Origin of the sequence: Pantoea sp. Fr+CA_20 (genome assembly GCF_024520835.1) — a bacterium.
In the GTDB taxonomy this organism is placed as follows: Bacteria; Pseudomonadota; Gammaproteobacteria; order Enterobacterales; family Enterobacteriaceae; genus Pantoea; species Pantoea allii.
On sequence record NZ_JALNPN010000003.1, the window covers coordinates 322,670 to 341,785 of the forward strand.

19 protein-coding genes are annotated in these 19,116 nt (G+C 55.0%); 16 read left to right on the forward strand and 3 right to left on the reverse strand.

Features of this window, described 5'->3' with window-relative positions; translation table 11 throughout:
- Positions 1–58 precede the first annotated feature (58 nt).
- The 7 genes from fabF (at position 59) to ptsG (ending at position 7,397) form a co-directional block, all read left to right on the forward strand.
- Entirely contained in the window at positions 59–1,300 is a 1,242-nt protein-coding gene (gene fabF, locus NR177_RS06390) for a beta-ketoacyl-ACP synthase II (protein ID WP_063879080.1), read from the forward strand.
- A 122-nt stretch (positions 1,301–1,422) separates the two neighbouring features.
- Positions 1,423–2,235 carry an aminodeoxychorismate lyase gene (gene pabC, locus NR177_RS06395; RefSeq protein ID WP_256852484.1) on the forward strand — a complete coding sequence of 271 codons (813 nt, stop codon included), beginning with the start codon at positions 1,423–1,425 and terminating at the stop codon, positions 2,233–2,235.
- Positions 2,235–3,254, forward strand: coding sequence for a cell division protein YceG (gene yceG / locus NR177_RS06400; RefSeq protein ID WP_256852485.1), 1,020 nt, complete (start codon positions 2,235–2,237; stop codon positions 3,252–3,254). The genes pabC and yceG overlap by 1 nt, the downstream gene beginning before the upstream one ends.
- Positions 3,244–3,879 (forward strand): dTMP kinase, encoded by a 636-nt coding sequence (gene tmk / locus NR177_RS06405; RefSeq protein WP_063879083.1) that lies wholly within the window; start codon positions 3,244–3,246, stop codon positions 3,877–3,879. Before yceG ends, tmk begins: the two co-directional genes overlap by 11 nt.
- Positions 3,876–4,865 (forward strand): DNA polymerase III subunit delta', encoded by a 990-nt coding sequence (gene holB, locus NR177_RS06410; protein WP_063879084.1) that lies wholly within the window; start codon positions 3,876–3,878, stop codon positions 4,863–4,865. The genes tmk and holB overlap by 4 nt, the downstream gene beginning before the upstream one ends.
- Positions 4,866–4,880: 15 nt before the next feature.
- Positions 4,881–5,678, forward strand: coding sequence for a metal-dependent hydrolase (locus NR177_RS06415; RefSeq protein WP_145394784.1), 798 nt, complete (start codon positions 4,881–4,883; stop codon positions 5,676–5,678).
- 282 nt (positions 5,679–5,960) lie between these two features.
- Complete coding sequence (gene ptsG / locus NR177_RS06420; protein ID WP_063879086.1) at positions 5,961–7,397, forward strand: PTS glucose transporter subunit IIBC; 1,437 nt, start codon at positions 5,961–5,963, stop codon at positions 7,395–7,397.
- 119 nt (positions 7,398–7,516) lie between these two features.
- Here ptsG and NR177_RS06425 read toward each other — a convergent pair whose 3' ends face one another.
- Positions 7,517–7,645: a hypothetical protein gene (locus NR177_RS06425; RefSeq protein ID WP_256852529.1), complete on the reverse strand. Its 129-nt coding sequence runs from the start codon at positions 7,643–7,645 to the stop codon at positions 7,517–7,519.
- A gap of 221 nt (positions 7,646–7,866) precedes the next feature.
- Here NR177_RS06425 and hinT point away from each other — a divergent pair, with 221 nt between their 5' ends.
- From hinT to NR177_RS06465, 8 genes are all read left to right on the forward strand, one after another.
- Positions 7,867–8,217, forward strand: a complete 351-nt coding sequence (gene hinT / locus NR177_RS06430; RefSeq protein ID WP_063879087.1) for a purine nucleoside phosphoramidase — start codon at positions 7,867–7,869, stop codon at positions 8,215–8,217.
- 20 nt (positions 8,218–8,237) lie between these two features.
- Positions 8,238–8,609, forward strand: coding sequence for a YcfL family protein (locus tag NR177_RS06435; RefSeq protein ID WP_063879088.1), 372 nt, complete (start codon positions 8,238–8,240; stop codon positions 8,607–8,609).
- 10 nt (positions 8,610–8,619) lie between these two features.
- Entirely contained in the window at positions 8,620–9,216 is a 597-nt protein-coding gene (gene lpoB / locus NR177_RS06440; protein WP_063879089.1) for a penicillin-binding protein activator LpoB, read from the forward strand.
- The gene (thiK, locus tag NR177_RS06445) at positions 9,200–10,012 is read left to right on the forward strand and encodes a thiamine kinase (protein ID WP_063879090.1); all 813 of its coding nucleotides are present in this window, start codon (positions 9,200–9,202) and stop codon (positions 10,010–10,012) included. Before lpoB ends, thiK begins: the two co-directional genes overlap by 17 nt.
- A gap of 31 nt (positions 10,013–10,043) precedes the next feature.
- Positions 10,044–11,084 carry a beta-N-acetylhexosaminidase gene (gene nagZ / locus NR177_RS06450; protein WP_063879091.1) on the forward strand — a complete coding sequence of 347 codons (1,041 nt, stop codon included), beginning with the start codon at positions 10,044–10,046 and terminating at the stop codon, positions 11,082–11,084.
- A gap of 51 nt (positions 11,085–11,135) precedes the next feature.
- A complete protein-coding gene (ycfP, locus tag NR177_RS06455; RefSeq protein ID WP_063879092.1) occupies positions 11,136–11,678 on the forward strand; it encodes an alpha/beta hydrolase YcfP in 543 nt (180 codons plus the stop codon).
- A 211-nt stretch (positions 11,679–11,889) separates the two neighbouring features.
- Complete coding sequence (locus NR177_RS06460; RefSeq protein WP_074181004.1) at positions 11,890–13,194, forward strand: NAD(P)/FAD-dependent oxidoreductase; 1,305 nt, start codon at positions 11,890–11,892, stop codon at positions 13,192–13,194.
- Between the two features lie 287 nt (positions 13,195–13,481).
- The gene (locus tag NR177_RS06465) at positions 13,482–14,024 is read left to right on the forward strand and encodes a glycine zipper 2TM domain-containing protein (RefSeq protein WP_063879093.1); all 543 of its coding nucleotides are present in this window, start codon (positions 13,482–13,484) and stop codon (positions 14,022–14,024) included.
- Between the two features lie 208 nt (positions 14,025–14,232).
- Here NR177_RS06465 and NR177_RS06470 read toward each other — a convergent pair whose 3' ends face one another.
- Positions 14,233–14,664, reverse strand: coding sequence for a MarR family winged helix-turn-helix transcriptional regulator (locus NR177_RS06470; RefSeq protein WP_256852486.1), 432 nt, complete (start codon positions 14,662–14,664; stop codon positions 14,233–14,235).
- 108 nt (positions 14,665–14,772) lie between these two features.
- On the opposite strand from NR177_RS06470, the gene NR177_RS06475 reads away from it, so the two are divergent.
- On the forward strand, positions 14,773–15,240 hold the full coding sequence (locus NR177_RS06475) for a carboxymuconolactone decarboxylase family protein (protein WP_063879095.1): 468 nt from the start codon (positions 14,773–14,775) through the stop codon (positions 15,238–15,240).
- 146 nt (positions 15,241–15,386) lie between these two features.
- On the opposite strand, the gene mfd is transcribed toward NR177_RS06475, so the two are convergent.
- A complete protein-coding gene (gene mfd / locus NR177_RS06480; RefSeq protein ID WP_256852487.1) occupies positions 15,387–18,836 on the reverse strand; it encodes a transcription-repair coupling factor in 3,450 nt (1,149 codons plus the stop codon).
- Positions 18,837–19,116: the final 280 nt, after the last annotated feature.

The following is a 19,116-nucleotide window of genomic DNA, read 5'->3' on the forward strand; positions in this document are numbered from 1 at the left end:
GCCTGAGTTTTATGTTTGCCCCTCAATAGTCATTTTTATCCCTCCCTGGAGGACGAACGTGTCTAAGCGTCGTGTAGTTGTGACTGGTCTTGGCATGTTGTCTCCTGTCGGCAATACCGTAGAGTCTACCTGGAGTGCTCTCCTTGCCGGTCAGAGCGGCATTAACCTGATCGACCATTTTGATACCAGCGCCTATGCAACACGTTTTGCAGGTCTGGTAAGAGATTTCAATTGCGATGACTTTATCTCTCGTAAAGATCAACGCAAGATGGATGACTTCATTCAGTACGGCATCGTGGCAGGCATTCAGGCCATGCAGGACAGCGGTCTGGTTGTGACCGATGAAAATGCAGGCCGGGTTGGCGCAGCAATTGGTTCGGGCATCGGTGGTTTGGGTCTGATCGAAGACAACCATACTTCTCTGGTGAACGGCGGCCCGCGTAAAATTAGCCCATTCTTTGTGCCTTCCACGATAGTCAATATGGTGGCGGGTCATCTCACCATCATGTATGGCTTAAAAGGCCCCAGCATTTCCATTGCGACCGCCTGTACTTCTGGCGTGCACAATATCGGTCATGCTGCACGTATCATCGCGTATAACGATGCTGACGTGATGCTGGCGGGCGGTGCGGAAAAAGCCAGTACGCCACTTGGCGTAGGTGGATTCGGCGCGGCGCGTGCGCTGTCGACGCGCAACGAAAACCCTCAGGCGGCAAGCCGTCCCTGGGATAAAGACCGTGATGGATTTGTACTGGGTGACGGGGCGGGCATTATCGTACTGGAAGAGTACGAGCATGCTAAGAAACGTGGCGCAAAAATCTACGCGGAAATCGTGGGCTTTGGGATGAGCAGCGATGCTTATCACATGACCTCACCGCCGGAAGACGGTTCAGGTGCAGCCGCTGCAATGATCAACGCGTTGCGTGATGCGCAGATGACACCAGACAAGATTGGTTACGTCAATGCACACGGTACTTCAACGCCAGCGGGTGACAAAGCAGAAGCCCAGGCCGTGAAATCGGTTTTTGGTGCAGCAGCCAGGACGGTGATGGTCAGCTCGACCAAATCCATGACCGGCCATCTGCTGGGTGCGGCGGGCGCGGTTGAGTCGATTTATTCGATTCTGGCCCTGCGCGATCAGGCGGTTCCACCGACGTTGAACCTGGATAACCCTGACGAAGGCTGCGATCTTGATTTCGTACCGCATACCGCACGTCAGGTTTCGGGACTGGAATACGCACTCTGTAACTCCTTCGGCTTCGGCGGCACCAACGGCTCGCTGATTTTCCGTAAAATCTAAACATCGCGTTTATGATTGCTGTAAAGGCCCGCAATGCGGGCCTTTTTTCTATTCAGTGGCCCAGAAAAAACGATAAAATCACGGCCATCGCTGAACAACATGCTGACACCGGAGTAAGGGCAATGTGGATAAACGGCACGGAACAACCCCATCTGGCGGCCAGCGATCGCGCCGTACAGTTTGGCGACGGCTGCTTTACCACCGCCGCCGTCTGTCAGGGCAAAATCGTCCTGTTTGACATGCATATGCAGCGGTTGCAGCAAAACTGTGAACGGTTGTGGCTGAGTGGTGTTGACTGGTCTGCGCTGGCGCAGGAGATGCAACAGGCGGCGAGCGGACATGACAGGGCAGTGCTTAAAGTCATCCTCAGCGCCGGCAGCGGTGGGCGCGGCTACAGCCGCACAGGCTGTAGCGGCCCCACGCGAATCGTCTCGGTATCCGCCTGGCCAGCGCATTATGCAAGGTTACAGCAAACCGGCGTCAAACTGGCCGTCAGCCCGGTACGTCTGGCTCGGCAGCCACAGTTTGCCGGTCTTAAGCACCTGAACCGGCTGGAGCAGGTGATGATTCGTGCCCATCTTGAGCAGACAGACGCTGATGAGGCGCTGGTGCTTGACACTGAAGGTTGGGTGGTGGAATGCTGTGCGGCTAATTTATTCTGGCGAAGCGGCGGCGCACTTTTTACTCCGGCGCTGGATCAGGCGGGCGTTGACGGCATTATGCGGCGGAGTCTGATAGCGGAAATGCGTGCCGCAGGCCAAATTTGTCAGGTGGTACAGGCGGGATTAGCGCAGCTACTGGCAGCTGATGAAATCGTCATATGCAATGCGCTGATGCCCGTATTATCCGTTCGACAACTTGATGCGGTGGAATTCAACCAGCGCACCTTGTTTAACCAGCTACAGGCAAGCTGTAGAAAGATAATGGAAGCATAATGAGCCGAAGCAAAAAAATAATGGTGAGCGTGCTGGTCATCCTGCTCATCGCGGCAGCCGTAAGCTACTGGCAGGTGAAACAACTCGCTGCCAGCCGCTTAACCCTTTCCCAGGAACAGATCTATACGTTGCCGGCAGGGACCGGTCGCGTCGCCTTAGAAGCGCAGCTGCAAAGCCAGCACATTATTCCTCACAGCATCTGGTTTGGCGCATTGCTTAAACTTGAGCCAGAGCTGGCCAAATTTAAAGCCGGAACCTATCGCCTTGAGCCGTCGATGACGGTACGCAGCTTGCTGGAGCTACTGGCCAGCGGTAAAGAGGCACAATTCCCGCTACGCTTTGTTGAAGGTCAGCGTTTGCAAGAGTGGCTGAGCGAATTACGCAAAGCGCCCTATGTGAAACATACGCTACAGGACGACAAGTACGCGACCGTTGCCAGCACGCTCAAGCTGGACGAAAACGAACTCGAAGGCAACTTCTTCCCGGACACGTACCTTTATACCGCCAATACCAGCGATGTCGCCTTGCTGGAACGCGCGCATCAACGGATGAAAAAGGCTATTGATGAAGTCTGGCAGGGCCGGATGGATAACCTGCCGTATAAAAATGAGCAGGAGATGGTCACCATGGCGTCGATTATCGAAAAAGAGACTGGCGTCAGCGAAGAGCGGGCCAAAGTGGCCTCTGTGTTTATTAATCGTCTGCGCGTGGGGATGCGTTTACAAACCGATCCTACCGTGATCTATGGCATGGGAGCGGCCTATACTGGCACGCTGACGCGCAAAGATCTGGAAACGCCGTCGCCGTATAATACCTATATCATCAGTGGCCTGCCGCCGGGACCCATCGCGATGCCAGGCAAAGCTTCCTTAATCGCGGCCGCCCATCCTGAAAAAACCGACTATCTCTATTTTGTTGCGGATGGCAAAGGTGGGCATACTTTCACCACTAATCTTGCCAGCCACAACAAGGCCGTGCAGGCTTACCGGCTTGTGTTAAAGGAAAAAAATGGACAGTAAGTTTATCGTTATTGAGGGCCTGGAAGGCGCAGGGAAAACCACAGCGCGCGATGCGGTCGTCGCAACACTGCGCGCCAGTGGCATAGAGGACATTGTCTTTACCCGCGAACCCGGTGGTACACCGCTGGCAGAACAGCTGCGCGTGCTGGTCAAGCAGGGCATAGCGGGCGAACAGGTCACTGATAAAGCGGAACTGTTGATGCTTTATGCCGCGCGGGTACAGCTGGTGGAAACGGTGATTAAACCCGCACTGGCGCGCGGTGCCTGGGTGGTAGGGGACCGCCACGATCTCTCGTCCCAGGCTTACCAGGGCGGTGGTCGCGGGCTGGATGCGGAACTGATGCGTACCTTACGTGATACGGTGCTGGGGGATTTTCGCCCTGACCTGACGCTGTATCTTGATGTCACGCCGGAAACCGGATTACAGCGTGCCCGCGCTCGCGGGGAATTAGATCGGATTGAGCAGGAGTCACTGCGCTTTTTTGAACGCACACGTGATCGCTATCTGGCGCTGGCTGCTGCGGACGACAGCATCCTGACGATCGATGCTACCCAGCCGCTTGAGCAGGTGACCCGCGCGCTGCAATCCACCCTGACGGCCTGGCTGGCGGAACAGCAGGCATGAACTGGTATCCCTGGCTAAATCAGCCTTATCGCCAGGTGATTGGTCAGCATCAGGATGGCCGTGCCCATCACGCGCTGTTAGTTAAGGCGATTGATGGTATGGGTGATGACGCGCTGGTGTGGGGAATAAGCCGCTGGCTGATGTGTCTGCACCGTGACGGATTAAAAAGCTGTGGCCACTGCCATGGCTGCCAACTGATGCAGGCAAATACCCATCCTGACTGGTACCGGCTGGAAGCAGAAAAAGGCAAAGCCACGTTGGGCATTGATGCCGTGCGTCAGGTAACGGAAAAAATGTATCACTATGCGCAGCAGGGCGGTGCCAAAGTGGTATGGCTACCGGATGCGGCACAGCTCAGTGAAGCGGCGGCCAATGCCTTACTGAAAACCCTGGAAGAGCCGCCGGCGAATAGCTGGTTTTTTTTAAGCAGCCGGGAACCGTCCCGCCTGCTGGCCACGCTACGAAGCCGCTGCATGGTGCTGACGTTGCCACCGCCGGACGAAAACGTGAGTCTGGCCTGGCTCAGAAAGCAAGGCGCGCATGATGAGGCGAACTTACTTGCGGCGCTGCGACTGAGCGCCGGTGCACCCGGTGCGGCGCTGGCCCTGCTGGAGGACGGACTCTGGCAGGCACGGCAAAAACTGTGCGATTCCCTGGCGAGTGCCCTGCAACAGGACATTCTGCAATTGCTGCCAGCGTTGAACGCTGACAACGGTGCGGCGCGTATCGGCTGGCTGCTGTCATTAATACTGGATGCGATGAAATGGCAACAGGGCGCGAGCCAGTGGCTCACCAACGTGGATCGCCAGGACGTGGTGGCGATGCTGGCGCAGCATTTCTCGCAAACGGCGCTCAATAACAGCGCCCATGACTGGATGCGCTGCCGTGAAACGTTGTTACAGGTTACGGCAGTGAATCGTGAACTACTGTTAACTGACCGGTTACTGAGCTGGGCGGACCATCTGAAGCCCCACGTGCCTGGCTAATTTACTGAGAAAAATATGTTTATTGTTGATTCCCATTGTCATCTCGATGGCCTGGATTATGAAAAAAACCATCACGATCTCGATGATGTCATTGCCAAAGCGGCGGCGCGTGACGTCCGGTTTATGCTGGCGATTGCCACGACCTTACCCGGCTTTAGCACCCTGAAAGCGCTGGTAGGCGAGCGTGAAAATATCGCGCTCTCCTGCGGCGTGCATCCGCTGAACCAGGAAGCGCCGTATGATGTCGAGTTATTCCGTCGTCTGGCTGCCGACCCTCAGGTGGTTGCGCTGGGCGAAACCGGGCTGGATTACTACTATCAGCAGGAAACCAAAGCGCAGCAGCAGCGCTCGTTTCGTGAACACATCCGTACCGGGATTGCGCTGAACAAGCCCATTATCGTGCATACGCGTGATGCACGTGAAGACACGCTGGCCATCCTGAAGGAAGAACAGGTCGAACGTTGTGGCGGTGTACTACACTGTTTTACGGAAGATCAGGCGACAGCGGCAAAGCTGCTGGATATGGGTTTCTACATCTCCTTCTCAGGCATTGTTACTTTCCGCAATGCAGAGCAGATTCGTGACGCGGCGCGCTATGTACCGCTCGATCGCATTCTGGTCGAAACGGATTCCCCTTATCTGGCCCCCGTGCCGTACCGGGGTAAAGAGAACCAGCCTGCTTACACGCGAGATGTTGCTGACTATTTAGCAGTGCTAAAGGGCGTGGACATTGAAACCTTAGCGGCAACCACCACCCGGAACTTTTCTGAGCTGTTTCATATTCCAATGAGCCGCCTGACCAGCGCATCCTGATTTATTTCAGGTGCTGTAATAAATACGAAATATTATTGATTGACCCTATTTTTTTCATACAGGGTCAATTTTTTTGCCTGAAAAATACTCAATAAAATCACTATTGTTACGTGCTTTAGCGTTCTGATTTGCGAAACGTGATAGCCGTCAAAGTAACGAAGGGTAATTTATTTTACCCTTCGTAATAAATCAAAATGGCGGATAACGCCAACCGGTAAAGCACCTCCCTCTTTACCACGCGCGCTGCGCGAAAAACGCACACATACTCAGGAGTTTCACGCTATGTTTAAAAACGCTTTTGCCAACTTACAAAAAGTTGGTAAATCGCTAATGCTACCGGTATCGGTTCTGCCGATCGCCGGTATTTTATTAGGTGTGGGTTCAGCAAATTTCAGCTGGTTACCTACGGTGGTCTCGCATGTCATGGCGGAAGCGGGTGGATCGGTCTTTGCCAATATGCCCCTGATTTTTGCCATTGGTGTGGCACTGGGCTTTACCAACAACGACGGGGTTTCAGCCCTGGCCGCGGTTGTCGCTTACGGCATCATGGTGAAAACCATGGCGGTGGTGGCACCTTTAGTGCTGCATCTTCCTGCGGCGGAAATTGAGGCGAAACACCTTGCCGATACCGGGGTGCTGGGCGGCATTATTGCCGGCTCCATTGCCGCGTATATGTTCAACCGTTTCTATCGCATTAAGTTGCCTGAATATCTGGGCTTCTTTGCCGGTAAGCGCTTTGTACCGATTATCTCCGGTCTGGCGGCGATTGCGATGGGTCTGGTGCTGTCGTTTATCTGGCCTCCGGTCGGTTCCGCGATTCAGGACTTCTCCCAGTGGGCGGCGTACCAAAACCCGGTTGTGGCATTTGGTATTTACGGCGTAGTTGAGCGTGCACTGGTGCCATTTGGTCTGCACCATATCTGGAACGTTCCCTTCCAGATGCAGATTGGTGAGTACACCAATGCCGCTGGTCAGGTATTCCACGGTGATATCCCACGCTATATGGCGGGTGATCCGACTGCGGGTAAACTTTCCGGTGGCTTCCTGTTCAAAATGTACGGCCTGCCTGCCGCGGCGATTGCTATCTGGCATTCCGCCAAACCTGAGAACCGTGCCAAAGTGGGCGGTATCATGATCTCCGCTGCGCTGACCTCGTTCCTGACCGGTATTACCGAGCCAATCGAGTTCTCGTTCATGTTCGTTGCGCCAATCCTGTATGTCATTCACGCGCTTCTGGCAGGTCTGGCATTCCCTATCTGTATCCTGCTCGGTATGCGTGATGGCACCAGCTTCTCGCACGGTCTGATCGACTTTATCGTCCTCAGTGGTAACAGCAGCAAAATCTGGCTGTTCCCTATCGTCGGTATGATTTATGCCGCAATTTACTACACCGTTTTCCGTGTCCTGATTGTTAAGCTGGATCTGAAAACGCCAGGACGTGAAGACAGCGCAAGCGAACAGTCTTCTTCAGCGACCGGCGGTGAAATGGCGGGCAAACTGGTGGCTGCATTCGGTGGTAAAGAGAACATCACTAACCTTGACGCCTGTATCACGCGTCTGCGCGTCAGCGTCGCTGATGTGAGCAAAGTGGATCAAACTGAACTAAAAAACCTCGGTGCGCGTGGCGTCGTGGTGGCAGGTTCAGGTGTTCAGGCGATTTTCGGCACAAAATCCGACAACCTGAAAACCGATATGGATGATTACATCCGTAGTATGTAAAAAGGCATAGCACCGTTTTGCACCGCGATAACCGCGTTGAGTCACTGCTCAACGCGGTTTTTTTTGCCATTTGGATAGAGGATCTGAAAGGATGCCGTGCTAAGCGGCTCTCAGAGGCATCAGAGGGCTTCGCGAGTCACAAATTTTGCCGTGGTCTGCAACAGCGGGTCCGATAACAGCTGCAAATTTGCGGTCGCCGTCGCCGTTTCTTCCACCAGCGCCGCATTTTGCTGTGTATCGCTGTCCATCTGCGCGACAGCAATAAGCGGCCAGGCAGGCAATAAAAGAAAGTGTGAAAATTAGGGCGGAAGGCGGTAAGAAAAGGGGGGAAATAGTTTTCGCGCCCAGGCAAACCGCGGAATGCGTTAAACACAGCCAGTTGGTATAAGAAAAAACAGCCTGAGGTTGAAAGAAAACGAATTTCTCCCGCATACTGAGGTATTACCCTCCAGGCTAAAGGAATTGCTCTATGGCTGAAGAAACGATTTTCAGTAAAATTATCCGTCGTGAAATTCCCGCCGACGTGGTGTATCAGGATGAACTGGTCACGGCCTTCCGTGATATTTCACCTCAGGCGCCCACGCATATCTTGATTGTGCCCAATATCCTGATTCCGACCGCCAATGATGTTGAGGCGGCACACGAGCAGGCACTGGGAAGGATGTTCACGGCTGCCGCGAAGATAGCCCGTGAAGAAGGCATTGACGAGCAGGGCTATCGCCTGATCGTTAACTGCAATAAACATGGCGGTCAGGAAGTTTACCATATCCACATGCATCTGGTGGGCGGCAAGCCGCTTGGCCCGATGCTGTCACACTGATCCCTTAAGGGAACCTTGCTATGCGTTCATGGTTGATCTGCCTGCCTGTTGTGCTGCTGAGCCTTACCGGTTGCAGCAGCGATAAACCGATGATTAATACGTCGCAGTCGCTGGTGATGGAGTCCTCGGTGCTCTCGGCGGGCATTATTACTGACGAGCCGACGCTGGATGACCACGACGGTCAGAAACGCGCCAGCAGCGTACTTTACAATCAGCGTGAAACGCCGGTGGTTGTGCATTATCGTTATTACTGGTACGACGACAAAGGGCTTGAAATAACGCCGCGTGAACCCGCACAGATCGTCACGGTTCCCCCGAACGGAAGCATTGCTGCCGTCTCGCAACTGGGTAACCTGACGGCCAGCAAGGTTCGTCTCTATATCTATCTCTGAGGACTGTTACGTGATTCGCAGTGTTAATCGTACTGGCGCGCTGTTGATGGCGCTTATTCTTTCTGGCTGCGTGCTAAAACAGCAGCAACCTGCCCCCGTTGAACCCACTCAGCCTGTGGAGCCGGTTCAGCCTGTTCCTCAGCCGGAACAACCGGTACAACAACCGCAACCTGTTCCACAACCGCCTAAGCTGGTGACCATTAACTGGGATGCCAGCGTTGAGCCGTTGGTTGCGCAGATGGTTCGTGCCGCCACCGTTACACCGGGCAGCGTGTTACTGGTCGATCGCATCAAAAACAGCACCAATGGTGCATTGCAGGGTGAAAAGGCAACGAACGCTATTCAGAACGCGCTGAATAACAACGGTAAGTTCAGCCTGGTGTCATCAGAACAACTGGCGCAGGCGAAACAAACCCTGGGGCTGTCGCCGGACGACAGCCTGAACTCGCGCAGTAAAGCGATTGGCCTGGCCCGTAACCTGAACGCACAGTACGTGCTGTACAGCACGGCGAAGGGCGATGTAAAAGCACCGACCTTACAGATGCAGCTCATGCTGGTACAGACGGGCGAAATTATCTGGTCTGGTGACGGTGTCGCCCAGAATTAATGCGGCGTTTCTGCAACTGATCACGGCAACTATCGGTGAGCAACAGGTCACTGTAACGCCGTTAGCGGGATTAACCGGGCAGAGCTGTCACATCGTCACCCAGCAGGGACGACGTCTTCTCCGTCCGGCGCCACAGCCGCCGATACCTTTTGTTAATCGCCAGCGCGAAGGGCGGCTACTGCGTAAATTACGGCCCAGCGGTCTGGTGCAGGCTCCGCTGGCAGCCAACCGCCATGGCATTATTCTGCCATGGCAGGAGGGAGAGGTCATGAGCGATGCCGGGTTTCGTGCCGGGCGGCGTCAGGTCCTTGCGCTACTGCAACAGCTTCATCAGCAGCCGCTCACCGGTTACCGTTTATCTCTGTTGCCCTTGCTCTGGCAATACTGGCAGCGTTGCCAGCAGCGACATCATCGCTGGCTGCGTCAGCTACAACGGTTAACGCAGCAAGGCGAGCCCCGGCCATTACGGCTTGCTCCTCTGCATATGGACGTGCATCCCGCTAACCTGATTCAGTCAGAACAGGGGCTGCACCTCATTGACTGGGAATATGCCGCAGACGGCGATGTGGCGCTTGAGCTGGCCGCCGTCTGTTTGTCGGACCCGACTCAACAGATCTACTGGCTGCGTGACTATGCGGCGCTCATGCAGTTACCGCTGGCCTCACTGCAGCGGCAGGTTTCACGCTGGCAGCCCTGGCTGCATCTGTTAATGGCCAGTTGGTATCAACTGCGCGCTGAACAGAGTGGCGATGAGCATTTACAACAGCTGGCTCAACAGAGCTGGTCACAGATTTAACGGCGTTACGCCGAGAGACAGGATTCAGGTTATGACAACACGTTTTCCCGGCCCCTTAATGCTGGACGTTGAAGGTTTCGAACTGGATGCGGAAGAGCGCGAGATCCTCCGCCATCCGCTGGTGGGGGGACTGATATTATTCGCCCGTAACTATCACGATCCCGCTCAGTTGGCGGAACTGGTGCGTCAGATTCGTGCGGCCTCGCACACACGTCTGGTGGTGGCGGTGGACCAGGAAGGCGGACGCGTACAGCGTTTTCGTGACGGTTTTACTCAGTTGCCAGCCATGCAGTCTTTTGCGGCGCTCAATGATATGACCACGGCAGGCGAGCTGGCTCAGCAGGCAGGCTGGCAGATGGCGGCCGAAATGATCGCCATGGATATTGATATCAGCTTTGCCCCGGTGCTGGACATCGGCCATATCAGCGCCGCCATCGGCGACCGCGCCTTCCATGAAGATCCGGCTATTGCGCTGGCGATGGCGCGACGTTTTATTGCCGGTATGCATGAGGCGGGGATGAAAACCACCGGGAAGCATTTTCCCGGTCACGGTGCGGTCAGCGCAGATTCCCATAAAGAGACGCCGCGTGATGACCGCAGTGAAGCTGTACTGCGTGAGCACGACATGGCGATATTCCGCACGCTGATTAGTGAGCAGGCGCTGGACGCCATTATGCCCGCGCATGTGATCTATACAGAAGCCGATCCGCTGCCTGCCAGTGGCTCGCCTTACTGGCTGAAAACGGTGCTACGTCAGGAACTGGGTTTCAAGGGCGTGATTTTCTCTGACGATCTCTCAATGGAAGGCGCGGCGGTAATGGGCAGCTATGCTGAGCGTGCACAGCAGTCGCTGTCTGCTGGCTGCGACATGATTCTGGTCTGTAACGATCGCCAGGGCGCGGTGAGCGTAATGGATAATTTGACCTTGATCGAGGCGGAACCGGTTGTGCAGTTGTACCATCGGGGCACCTTTAGCCGGGACAGCCTGAAGGCCAGTAGCCGCTGGAAACACAATGCACAGCAGTTGAGTGCACTGCAGGAACGCTGGCTGGCGCATAAAGCAGCCTTGTAACCCCAGGCGGTAAACACAGGTTGCCCGGCATGATGACCCTTAAGGATAACCATGATTATTTATCTCCACGGTTTTGACTCCTCAAGTCCGGGCAACCATGAAAAAGTGCTGCAACTGCAGTTTATTGACCCCGATGTCAGGCTCATTAGTTACAGTACGCGCCATCCCAAACATGACATGCAGTTTCTGCTCAAAGAAACCGATAAAATCCTCAGCCTGAGCGATGACCCAAGCCCGCTTATCTGTGGTGTCGGACTGGGCGGATACTGGTCAGAGCGGATTGGTTTTTTATGTGCGATTCGCCAGGCCGTTTTCAATCCCAATCTGTTCCCACATGAAAACATGGAAGGCAAAATAGACCGGCCGGAAGAGTACCAGGATATCGCCACCAAGTGCGTGAGTGACTTTCGTGAACGCAACCGTGACCGCTGCCTGACGATTTTATCCCGCCATGATGAGCTTCTTGACAGCCAGCGCACCGCTGCCTTGTTAGATCCTTACTATCCGATTGTCTGGGACGAAAGCGAAAGCCACAAGTTCCGCAACATCTCGCCGCATCTGCAACGTCTGAAAGCCTTCAAAACTGCGGATTAACGTATCAGGCACCCAGGCGGTGCCCGATCGCCTGACCGGTTCTGCCAGGAACTGTCTGCTAAATTTGATGTACATCAATTTTCTGAGGCTCCGCTCTGCCCGCCATGCTATTCTGCCTGCAGATAGCGAAATTATGTCGCCAACCCTATGTTTATTAAGGTTTAATTTAACCATTGATTAACTTTTGGTTCACAATTTAAGGGGGTCTTTGTTGACTACATCTGTTAAGAAAATTGTTATTGTGGGCGGTGGTGCCGGCGGCCTGGAAATGGCCACGCAGTTAGGGCATAAGCTGGGACGTAAAAAGAAAGCCGAGATTATCCTGGTCGACCGTAACCACAGCCATCTGTGGAAGCCGCTGCTGCACGAAGTGGCGACCGGATCAATGGATGAAGGCATTGATGCCCTGAGCTATCTGGCGCATGCCCGTAACCACGGTTTTCAGTTCCAACTGGGCTCGTTGACCAACATCAACCGTGAGAAAAAAGTCATCCAGTTGGCCGAAGTCGTCAACGCTCAGGGCGAAGTGTTAGTGCCTGAGCGCGAGCTGGCTTACGACACGTTAGTGATGGCGCTGGGCAGTACCTCAAACGACTTCGGCACGCCGGGCGTTAAAGATCACTGCATCTTCCTCGACAGCCCCCAGCAGGCGCACCGTTTCCATAATGAAATGCTCAACCTGTTCCTGAAATTCTCTGCCAGCGAAGGTGCGGTAGAGAAGGTTAACATTGCCATTGTCGGCGGAGGCGCAACCGGCGTTGAACTCTCGGCAGAACTGCACAATGCGGTTAAGCAACTGCACAGCTACGGCTACAAAGCGCTGGGCAGTGAGGCGCTGAACGTCACGCTGGTGGAAGCGGGCGAACGTATTCTGCCAGCCCTGCCGCCGCGCATTTCGTCCGCGGCACATCAGGAGCTGTCCAAACTTGGCGTGCGCGTAATGACACAAACGATGGTGACCAGCGCGGAAAAGTTGGGCCTGAATACCAAAAGCGGCGAGTTTATCGAAGCGGACTTAATGGTCTGGGCGGCGGGCATAAAAGCCCCTGACTTTATGAAAGCGATCGGCGGACTGGAAACCAACCGTATCAACCAGCTGGTGGTGAAAGAGACGCTCCAGACCACCCTGGATGAAGATATCTACGCTATCGGCGATTGCGCCTCCTGCGCCTTACCCGGTGGGGGATTTGTGCCGCCGCGCGCCCAGTCCGCTCATCAGATGGCTTCCTGTGCGCTGCATAACATCCTGTTGCAGTATCAGGGCAAGCCACTTAAAGCGTATGTCTACAAAGACCATGGTTCGCTGGTGTCCCTGTCACGCTTTAGCACCGTTGGAAGTCTGATGGGCAATCTGATGAGAGGTTCCATGATGATAGAAGGGCGCATTGCCCGGTTCGTCTATATCTCTCTCTACCGTATGCACCAGGTGGCGTTGCACGGTTATATCAAAACCGGGCTGATGATGGTGGTAGGTAGCCTTAACCGGGTCATTCGTCCCCGTTTGAAACTTCACTAAACGCATCAGTAAGATTGTATTTAACCCGCTGATTTCACTATTAACTTTCCTGAAGATAATGAAATCAGCGCGGTATTTTAGCCTGTATCGACTGCTCAGAACTCTCCTAAAAGGTGGCACTAAGCCCTCCTGCACGATTTTCTTCCCATTATCTGATATTGCAAAAGCTTTACATCTGTAAAACTTATCTCAACCAAACGGCGAGTCGCGCACGTCGGTTCTGCCAGAGCTGTAAGGGATATCCCAGCGGCAGGAATGCGCGGTAACACTTTCAGGAGGAACTTCCTGTGAATAAATCAATGTTAGCGGGTATCGGTATTGGCGTGGCAGCGGCACTGGGTGTTGCCGCCGTAGCAAGCATTAACGTGTTTGATCGCGGTCCTCAATACGCACAGGTGCTGTCAGCAACACCTATTAAAGAATCGATTAAACAACCGCGTCAGGAGTGTCGTAACGTGACGCTGACGCACCGTCGTCCGGTTCAGGATGAAAACCGTATCGCCGGTTCAGTACTGGGTGCGGTAGCCGGTGGTGTTCTGGGCCATCAACTTGGCGGTGGTCGTGGACGCGACGTCGCAACGGTAGCCGGTGCGCTTGCGGGCGGTTATGCGGGCAACCAGGTTCAGAGCGGTATGCAGGATCGTGATACTTACACGACCTCTGAACAGCGTTGTAAAACCGTATACGACAAACAAGAAAAAATGCTGGGCTATGACGTCACCTACAAGATCGGCGACCAGCAGGGTAAAATCCGGATGGAAAACGATCCCGGTACGCGTATCCCGGTAGACCGTAACGGACAGTTAATCCTGAACGGCGATAAAGCATAAGGGACAAGGGCAAAGATTGCCGCATTGCGGTCACACAGCACAGTATGAAACTCAAAAGCGCATCCCTGGATGCGCTTTTTTTATGGCTGAGGATTGTGCGTTAACCGAAAAGGTTGCCTGATTCGCCAGCCTCACGGCGCGTTAAAAAACCGTTGCCAGCACGGTTCTGCGATGAGCCGAAGCGGGATCAGCCGGGATAATACAGCTTTCACTCCTTTTTAGTCGGCAAGGTCGCAACATTAACCAGCCAGCGCCGCACGGCCACCTCATCCTCAGGGGACAACCCGGACAGCAAACCGGCCTCTGCCGACTGCACGGCGACTTTACTGTGTGCCAGCACCTGCAATCCGTCATCCGTAAGACCAATGATCTGGATTCGGCCATGCTCGTCGTGAGGACGACGGTGAATCATGCCTGCCCGCTCAAGGTTGCTGACAATCACACTCATTGTTTGCGGCGTCAGTAGCGACAGCCGGGCCAGTTCCGCGCCCGATGCGCCCGGATAGGCGGCGAGCATGGTCAGTACCGAAAACTGGGGCAGGGTAAGGCCGGTGGCTTTTAAGGCATTTTCCATCCGTATCTTGTGAACAGCATGTGCCTGGCGGAGCAGGTAGCCAATGTGGCCTTTCGTGCCTCGCATACCTTCTCCGGGGCCTGGCAGCGGCAGATTGTGCGATCCTGACTTGCGCATAATATAAGAACTCTTATATTGTTGTTCGAGTTCTTATATTAACAGACAGGATTATTTATGACATCGCATTCTCATAACCGAAGTGACTGGTCCACGTTTGAGCGGGCGGCGCCGGAAGTTGTCGCTGCCCTGAGCATGCTGGGCAAGGCGGTTGACAACGCTGGCCTGGATAAGTCATTGACTGAATTGATTAAGCTCCGGGCGTCACAGCTTAATGGCTGTGCCTTTTGCCTGCAGTTTCATCTCAATATAGCGCGTAAAACAGGGCTGGCTGCGGCTAAAATCGATCTGGTGGCGACCTGGCGCGATGCAGGCATTTACACCGAGCGTGAAGCGGCGGCGCTAGCATGGACCGAGGCGTTAACCCTCATGTCACAGCAGCCGGTGCCGGACGCGTTGTACGATAACCTCAGCACCCTGTTTACGCCGCAGGAGGTGATGTTCCTGACCTCGGCAATTGGGGCCATCAATGCCTGGAACCGTATCGCAGGTGCGTTGCAGTTTGCCCCGCCGCTGGCCCGATAAAGAAGATTCGGGCAGCGCCTCACACGCGCAATTTCTGTGAAAACCGCACAGGCTCAATAACTACGCGGGAATTCAGGCAAAAAAAAGCCGCCTTTCATTAAGGCGGCTTTATGCACGCACTGCGGTGCTGTTCGCCATGTGGCGGGCTAGGAGGCGATACGGTTTTCCATGAGCTGGGACATAAACGACTGCACCCACTCCATCCGCACCTTGCGTTCTGCCAGTTCACGGGTGAAGCGCAGGCGCGTCGGGCCTTCAAGCTTCCACTGCCGCGCATCTTTTTGCAGCAGGCCAATCAGCCAGGCCGGGTCCACGCAGTTCTGCGGCGCAAAATCGAAATAGCCACCTTTATCGCTGGCTTCGATTTTACGCACGCCAAGAGCCTTGGCTTTCATCCGCAATACGGCGATATCCAGCAGATTACGGGCCGGATCGGGCAGCAGCCCGAAGCGGTCAATCATTTCTACCTTCAGCTCCTGCAACTCATCTTCTGCTTCGGCACTGGCAATGCGTTTATACAGTGACAGGCGAGTGTTGACGTCCGGAATAAAGTCTTCCGGCAGCAGCGCGGGCATCCGCAATTCGACTTCCGTCTGGTTGCTGGTGAGATCTTCCAGTGACGGTTCCCGACCCGCTTTCAGGGCATCAACCGCATTTTCCAGCAGTTCCATATAGAGTGAAAAGCCCAGGGTTTCCATCTGACCACTTTGCTCTTCACCCAACAGTTCCCCGGCACCACGAATTTCCAGATCGTGCGTGGCCAGTGCAAAGCCTGCGCCCAGATCCTCCAGTGATGCGATGGCTTCCAGACGTTTTTGCGCGTCGGTTGTCATGGCTTTTGGGTGCGGGGTCAGCAGCCAGGCATAAGCCTGATGGTGTGAGCGGCCTACGCGCCCGCGCAACTGGTGCAGCTGCGCCAGCCCGAAGTGGTCAGCACGCTCAATCACAATGGTATTGGCGGTTGGGATATCAATACCGGTTTCAATGATGGTGGTACACACCAGGACATTGAAACGCTGATGATGGAAGTCGTTCATCACCCGCTCCAGGTCGCGCTCGCGCATTTGCCCATGACCGATGGCAACCCGTGCTTCTGGCACCAGTTCCGCCAGCCGCTGAGCGGCTTTCTCAATATTTTCGACATCGTTATACAGGTAATAAACCTGCCCGCCGCGCAGGACTTCACGCAGAATCGCCTCACGGATGACCAGATCGTCATATTCCCGCACAAAGGTTTTTACCGCGAGCCGGCGCGCGGGCGGTGTGGCGATAATTGACAGATCGCGCATCCCGCTCATCGCCATATTCAGCGTACGCGGAATGGGCGTGGCGGTCAGCGTCAGGATATCGACATCGGCGCGCATCGCCTTAATGCGTTCTTTGTGGCGAACGCCGAACCGATGCTCCTCGTCCACAATCAGCAGGCCCAGATCATGCCACTTGATATCGCTCATCAGCAGCTTATGGGTGCCGATAAGAATATCAATCTTGCCTTCGCTGGCGTCCTGCAATATCTGATTCTGCTCTTTGGCGCTGCGGAAACGGGACAGCATTTCGATACGCACGGGCCAGTTGGCGAAACGGTCGCGGAAGTTATCATAGTGCTGCTGCGCCAGCAGCGTGGTCGGCACCAGCACGGCAACCTGCTTATTGTTTTCCACCGCCAGGAAGGCGGCACGCATAGCCACTTCCGTTTTACCGAAGCCCACATCGCCGCACACCAGACGATCCATCGCCAGCGGCTGGCACATATCGCTCAGCACGGCATTGATGGCCTGGGCCTGGTCGGGCGTGGTTTCAAACGGGAAGCTTTCGCAGAAGAGCTGGTACTGCTCGCGGTCGTGCTTAAACGCATAGCCGGTTTTTGCCGCGCGCTGCGCGTAAATATCCAGCAGCTCGGCGGCGACGTCACGCACTTTCTCGGCGGCTTTCTGGCGGGCGCGTGACCAGGCATCACTGCCCAGCTTATGCAGCGGCGCGTTTTCATCGGCACCGCCCGCATAGCGGCTGATTAAGTGCAGCGAGGAAACCGGCACATACAGCTTGGCATCGTTGGCGTAGGAGAGCATCAGGTACTCCGCCTGTATGCCGCCCGCTTCCAGCGTGGTCATGCCGATATAGCGCCCTACGCCATGCTCAAGGTGCACCACCGGTTGACCGGGGTGCAGCTCCGCAAGGTTGCGGATCAATATGTCCGGATTAATGGTGCGACGTGTATCCTGACGGCGACGGCTGATGCGCTCGCCCAACAGATCGCTTTCACAAATCAGCGCCAGGTTGCCTTGTGTATCCACAAAGCCACGCTCGCTGGCACCGATCATCAGGGTATGCTGTCCAGCGCTGACTTCATTCAGATGATGAATCGGCTTGGGGCGCACTTTAATCCGCGCCAGTAGCTCTTGCAGGCTTTCGCGGCGACCTTCGCTTTCCACGGAGAACACCACACCGCCGCTGAACTGCTCCAGGAACTGGCGCAGGTTATCCAGCGGGGCTTTCGCCTGCGCCTGAACCGATAAATCCGGCAGGGATTCATAACCAAGGTTGGTATTGGCGGCTTTCGCTGGCAGAACGTCGTGGGTCATACGGATGCGCGGCCAGGCTTTCAGCTCGCCCATTAATGCATCCGGGCGCAGCCACAACGTGGCAGGCTCAAGTAGCGGACGCATGGGGTCAACACGGCGATTTTCATAGCGCGCGTTGGCATCATTCCAGAATCGTTCTGCCCCGCCTTCCAGATCACCACAGTTAACAATCAGGGTGTTGTCGGGCAAATAGCTAAACAGCGAAGGTAAAGGCTGTTCAAAGAACAGCGGTTGCCAGTACTCAATACCGGCGGGCAGGGTGCCTTTGCTCACCTGCTGATAAACATGCTCGGCCTCACGGCGCACATCAAAAATTTCACGCCAGCGGCTGCGGAACAGCTCAATGGCGTTTTTATCGCTGGGAAATTCATGGGCCGGCAGCAGATTAATCGCGGGAACGGCTTCCAGCGTGCGTTGGCTGTCGACGTCAAACAGGCGCAGGCTGTCGATTTCGTCATCGAAGAAATCAATGCGGTAAGGTTGCTCGCTGCCCATTGGGAACAGATCGAGTAAAGCACCACGGGTTGCGTACTCACCGTGCTCCATCACCTGATCCACATGGCGATAACCCGCCTGCTCAAGCTGATCGCGCAGGCGATCGCGTGACAGTTTCTGGCCCTGTTGCATGACCAGTGCATGACCGTGCAGGTAGCTGTGCGGACAAACGCGCTGCATCAGCGTGTTCACCGGCATAATCAGCATGCCGCGCTGCAGGGTGGGCAGTTGGTACAGGGTGGAAAGGCGTGCCGAAATGATGTCCTGATGCGGCGAGAAGCTGTCGTAGGGCAGCGTCTCCCAGTCCGCGAGATGCGCGACCGGCAAGTCGGTAAACTGACGGATCTCGTCCAGCAGATGCAGGGCGGTTTGTGTATCGGGTGTGATCATTAACACCGGACCAGCATGGCGCTCGGTAATGCTGGCACACTCAACCGCGTGCGCAGCGCCAGTCAGCTGGCCGAGCTGGCGGTGATCGCCAGATTTCACGGGCAGGGTATAGCGAGTCGGTTCGGACATGAGATCTCGAGGTTGCTCCATTTTTACCAGGGCGTAATCATTCCATAATACGCCATGGGGATCACCTCTGCGGGAGATTTTTTCTACCGCTTCGCCTTAAAGCAGGCGTGACTAAAGGGTTGCTGTGTGTAAATCTTTTTTGCGAACAACGTTCGCAGGAAAGTCAAACGGGTACATCAGAGTAACGTTCATTGCCGTCATCTCTTTACGGTAATGATTATATCGGCTCTCACGCTGCATCATCGTACGATTAACATCATCTTTATAGGCTAATCCTGTG